At 70.2% G+C, this 4147-nt stretch carries 4 protein-coding genes; all 4 read right to left on the bottom strand.

Annotated features, from left to right (window positions below; translation table 11 throughout):
- Window positions 1–475, bottom strand: a 475-nt coding sequence (locus P409_RS28160) for an ATP-binding cassette domain-containing protein (protein WP_034846221.1), incomplete at its 3' end; no start/stop codon positions are given.
- The gene (locus P409_RS28165) at window positions 472–1464 is read right to left on the bottom strand and encodes a BMP family protein (RefSeq protein WP_034846224.1); all 993 of its coding nucleotides are present in this window, start codon (window positions 1462–1464) and stop codon (window positions 472–474) included. The genes P409_RS28165 and P409_RS28160, both read right to left, overlap by 4 nt.
- A 97-nt stretch (window positions 1465–1561) precedes the next feature.
- Window positions 1562–2644, bottom strand: a complete 1083-nt coding sequence (locus P409_RS28170) for a hypothetical protein (RefSeq protein WP_034846226.1) — start codon at window positions 2642–2644, stop codon at window positions 1562–1564.
- Window positions 2645–2703: 59 nt separating this feature from the next.
- Entirely contained in the window at window positions 2704–3876 is a 1173-nt protein-coding gene (locus tag P409_RS28175; RefSeq protein WP_034846228.1) for an isovaleryl-CoA dehydrogenase, read from the bottom strand.
- Window positions 3877–4147 lie beyond the last annotated feature (271 nt).

The following is a 4147-nucleotide window of genomic DNA, read 5'->3' on the forward strand; positions in this document are numbered from 1 at the left end:
GCTCGCCGACCGACAGACCGGAGACCGGAGCGTCCAGCGGCACGGCGAGGCCGGAGGCCTCGATCAGCGCCGCCAGCCTAGCCCGCGTCTCGCGCCGCCGCAGCGCCGGGCGCCACAGCGGCTGCGAGCCGAGCACGATGTTGTCGAAGACGCTGAGATTGTCGGCCAAGGCGAAATGCTGGTGCACCATGCCGATGCCGGCCGCCAGCGCCGCCTGGGGCGAGCCCGGGCGCAGCGGCACCAGTGTGCCGCCCTCCGGCACCGCCACCTCGACCGTCCCGGCATCGGCCACGTAGTGGCCGAACAGGATGTTCATCAGCGTGGTCTTGCCGGCGCCGTTCTCGCCCAGCAGCGCCAGCACCTCGCCGCGGGCGAGGTCGAGGTCGATGCCGTCATTGGCGAGCAGCGCGCCGAAGCGCTTGGTGATGCCGCGCAGGCGCAGTGCCGGCGCGGCATCCGATGAGTCGGGCGTCACAGCGTCGGCTTCGGCTCGCTGTCGTCGACCTTGACCGTGAAGGCGCCGCTCTCGATCTCCTTCTGCCGGGCGGCCACCTTGTCGATGATCGCCTGGTCGACCAGCTTCGAGTCCAGCGGGGCCAGCGTGGCGCCGCCCGCCTTCATGGCGCTGTAGGGGCCGTAATCCTCGGCCTTGAAGCTGCCGGCGGCGACCGCCTTCAGGGCCCGGTCGATGGTCGGCTCCATATGCCACAGCGCGCTGGCCACGACGGTGCCGGGATACTCCGACTGGGTGTCGATGACGTTGCCGATGGCCAGCACCTTGCGCTCCTTGGCCGCGTCGGAGACGCCGTAGCGCTCGGCATACAGCACGTCGGCGCCGGCATCGACCATGGCGAAGGCCGCCTCCTTGGCCTTGGGCGGGTCGTACCAGGAGCCGATGAAGGTGATCGAGAACTTGACCTGCGGGTTCACCTCCAGCGCCCCGGCCATGAAGGCGTGCATCAGCCGGTTGACCTCCGGGATCGGATAGCCGCCGACCATGCCGATCTTGTTCGACCTGGTCTTCAGCCCGGCGACCATGCCGGTGAGGTAGGAGGCGTCCTGGATGTAGTTGTCGAACACCGAGAAGTTCGGCTCGGCCGGCGGCAGGCTGGAGCCCATCAGGAAGGCGGTGTCGGGATAGTCCTTGGCCACCGCCCGGGCGCCGCGCTCGACGCCGAAGGCCTCGCCGATGATCAGCTTCTTGCCGGCCTCGGCATATTCGCGCATGACGCGCTCATAGTCGGTGTTCGACGTGTTCTCGGAATAGACGTAATCGATCTCGCCGCGCTCCTGCGCCGCCTTCAGCGCCTTGTGGATGCGGCTGACCCATTGCTGCTCGACCGGCACGGTGTAGACCGCCGCCACCTGCAGCTTGTCCGCCGCCCGCGCCTGCGGCAGCGCCGCGGCCCCGAGCATCGCCACCGCCGCGCCGAGCAGCGCCCGGCGACCCCAACGTCCCAGCATGAAAACCCCCTTGCTTGTTGATTTTCTGACCAGCCGGTCAAGTGTGCAGAAAGCGGCGCGGGGCGCAACAGGGCGTCGACCCCGGCCGGCACAGGGCCTACAGCGTCCGGGCGTTGCCCTTCAACAGCTTGCCGGACATGGCGGGCCGGCCCGGGGCCTGGAAGGTGACCCTGTCGCCGGCGATCGAAAGCGTGGCGCAGTCGCCCTCCTTGGGGGCCTTCGCCTGGGCCGAGAACACGCAGAACCGCCCGTCATTGCGCAGCGACCAGCGGACGGGCTGAGCCCCGCCCTCGCCGCCCTGGACGGCACGGCCGGTCCCGTCGGCCTGGAGATAGAGGGCCGTCTCGCCGGAGCGGTCGGGCCGGGTGAAGACCAGCGTGTTCCCGGCCAGGGCGTCGGCCATCGCCCTGGTCGCGGGCGTCGCCGGGGCCAGGCCGCGGGCATCGCCCTCCAGCAGTGTGCCATAGGCGGCGCGCCCGTCCCGGCCCGCCAGGGTCACGCGGTCGCCGGTGATCGAGACGGTGAGGCAATCCCCGGCCACGGCCGCCTTCCCGGCATCGGTGAAACACAGCCGCCCGTCGTCCCGGAACGACCACCGGAAGGCGTCCGGCGTCTCGGCGGCGCTGTCCTGCCGGGTGCTCCGCCCGGTTCCGTCCGTCAGGAAATGGAAGGCCGCCACCTCGCCGGAGCCGCCGAGCGGCATCAGGACCACGGTGTTGCCGGCCAGGCTCCGTGCCGCCGCCTTGCCGGTGACCGGGCTCTTTGCACCCGCCGGATCCAGCTGCCAGGCATCGCCCCGCAGGACCTTCCCGGTCACGGCCGGCCCGTCCTTCGGCGCCAGGGTCGCCGTGTCGCCGGCGATCGAGAGCGTGACGCAGTCACCGTCCGATGCCGTGCCGGAGGGGTCGCTCAGGCAGAACAGCCCGTCGGACCGGAACGCCCATTGAACGGCCCGCGGCGGATCGGCGACGCCGCCCTTCCGCTCGGCGACCCGGCCGGTCCCGTCCGGCAACATAAAGACGGCCGATTCCCCGCCGGGCAGGTCGGGCCGTGTGACCATCAGCGTGTTGCCGACCAGGGCCTCCACCGCCGGCCAACCACCGATCGTGCCCGGCGTGTCCGCCGCCCGCGCCGGAGCGCCGACGGCCAGCGCCGACATCGCCACCGCGGCCAGCGCCAATCCCCTCGCCCACATCATTGCCCTGCCCCTTTCCCCCTTATGAACCGCCAGCCCTGCCATCAGCCCCTGAGGCCGATCACCTCACGGCCGATCAGCATCCGGCGGACCTCGGAGGTGCCCGCGCCGATCTCGTAGAGCTTGGCGTCGCGCAGCAGGCGGCCGGTGGCGAATTCGTTGATATAGCCGTTGCCGCCCAGTGCCTGGATCGCCTGCAGCGCCATCCAGGTTGCCTTCTCGGCGGCGTAGAGGATGGCGCCGGCCGAATCCTGCCGGGTCACCCGGCCGCTGTCGCAGGCCCGTCCCACGGCATAGACATAGGCGCGGGAGGCGTTGAGGGCGACATACATGTCGGCCACCTTGCCCTGCATTAGCTGAAACTCGCCGATCGGCCGGCCGAACTGCTGCCGGTCGCGGACATAGGGCAGGACGATGTCGAGGCAGGCCTGCATGATGCCGAGCGGCCCGGCCGCCAGCACCGTGCGCTCGTAGTCCAGGCCGCTCATCAGCACGCGGACACCCTCACCGACCCGGCCGAGCACGTTTTCCTCCGGCACCTCGCAGTCCTGGAACACCAGCTCGCAGGTGTTGGAGCCGCGCATGCCGAGCTTGTCGAGCTTCTGCGCGGTGGAGAAGCCCTTGAACCCCTTCTCGACCAGGAAGGCGGTGATGCCGCGCGGCCCGGCCGCCGGATCGGTCTTGGCATAGACCACCAGCGTGTCGGCGTCGGGGCCGTTGGTGATCCACATCTTGTTGCCGTTGAGGACGTAGCGGTCGCCCTTCTTCTCCGCCCTCAGCTTCATGCCGACGACGTCGGAGCCGGCGCCGGGCTCGGACATCGCCAGGGCGCCGACATGCTCGCCCGCCACCAGCTTCGGCAGGTAGCGGCGCTTCTGCTCCTCGGTGCCGTTCAGCCGGATCTGGTTGACGCAAAGGTTGGAATGGGCGCCGTAGGACAGGCCGACCGAGGCGGAGGCGCGCGAGATCTCCTCCATCGCCACCATGTGCTCGAGATAGCCCATGCCGGCGCCGCCATACTCCTCCTCGACCGTCACGCCGAGGACGCCGAGGTCGCCCATCTTGCGCCACAGATCCATCGGGAACTGGTTGTCGCGGTCGATGTCGGCCGCGCGCGGGGCGATCTCGGCCGCGGCGAAGCCGCGGACCGAATCACGCAGCATGTCGGCGGTGTCGCCGAGCATGAAATCGAGGCCTTGCGGCGCGTTGGGGATCATGGCGGCGTCGCTCCCGGTGACGGTGTTTCCGGCACTCTAGCCCGCATTTCTCACACTCCCTATGCCCTGCGTCGCCTTGCGGCGAGACGGATGCGGGGGCGGGACGCGAAAAGCATAGCGGCGCTACGGTTGAGCGGCCCGCCCCTGCAGGCGGCCGCCGCAAGACGACCCTTCGGGCCGGTTGAAAATGCCGACAGGGTGCGTCGAACGGCTTGCCCGATGCAAAGGCATCGCGCTGCGCCGCTCTCCTGCCCTGTCGGCATTTTCAACC

It is taken from the genome of Inquilinus limosus MP06 (genome assembly GCF_000767795.1).
GTDB classification, from domain to species: Bacteria; Pseudomonadota; Alphaproteobacteria; order DSM-16000; family Inquilinaceae; genus Inquilinus; species Inquilinus limosus_E.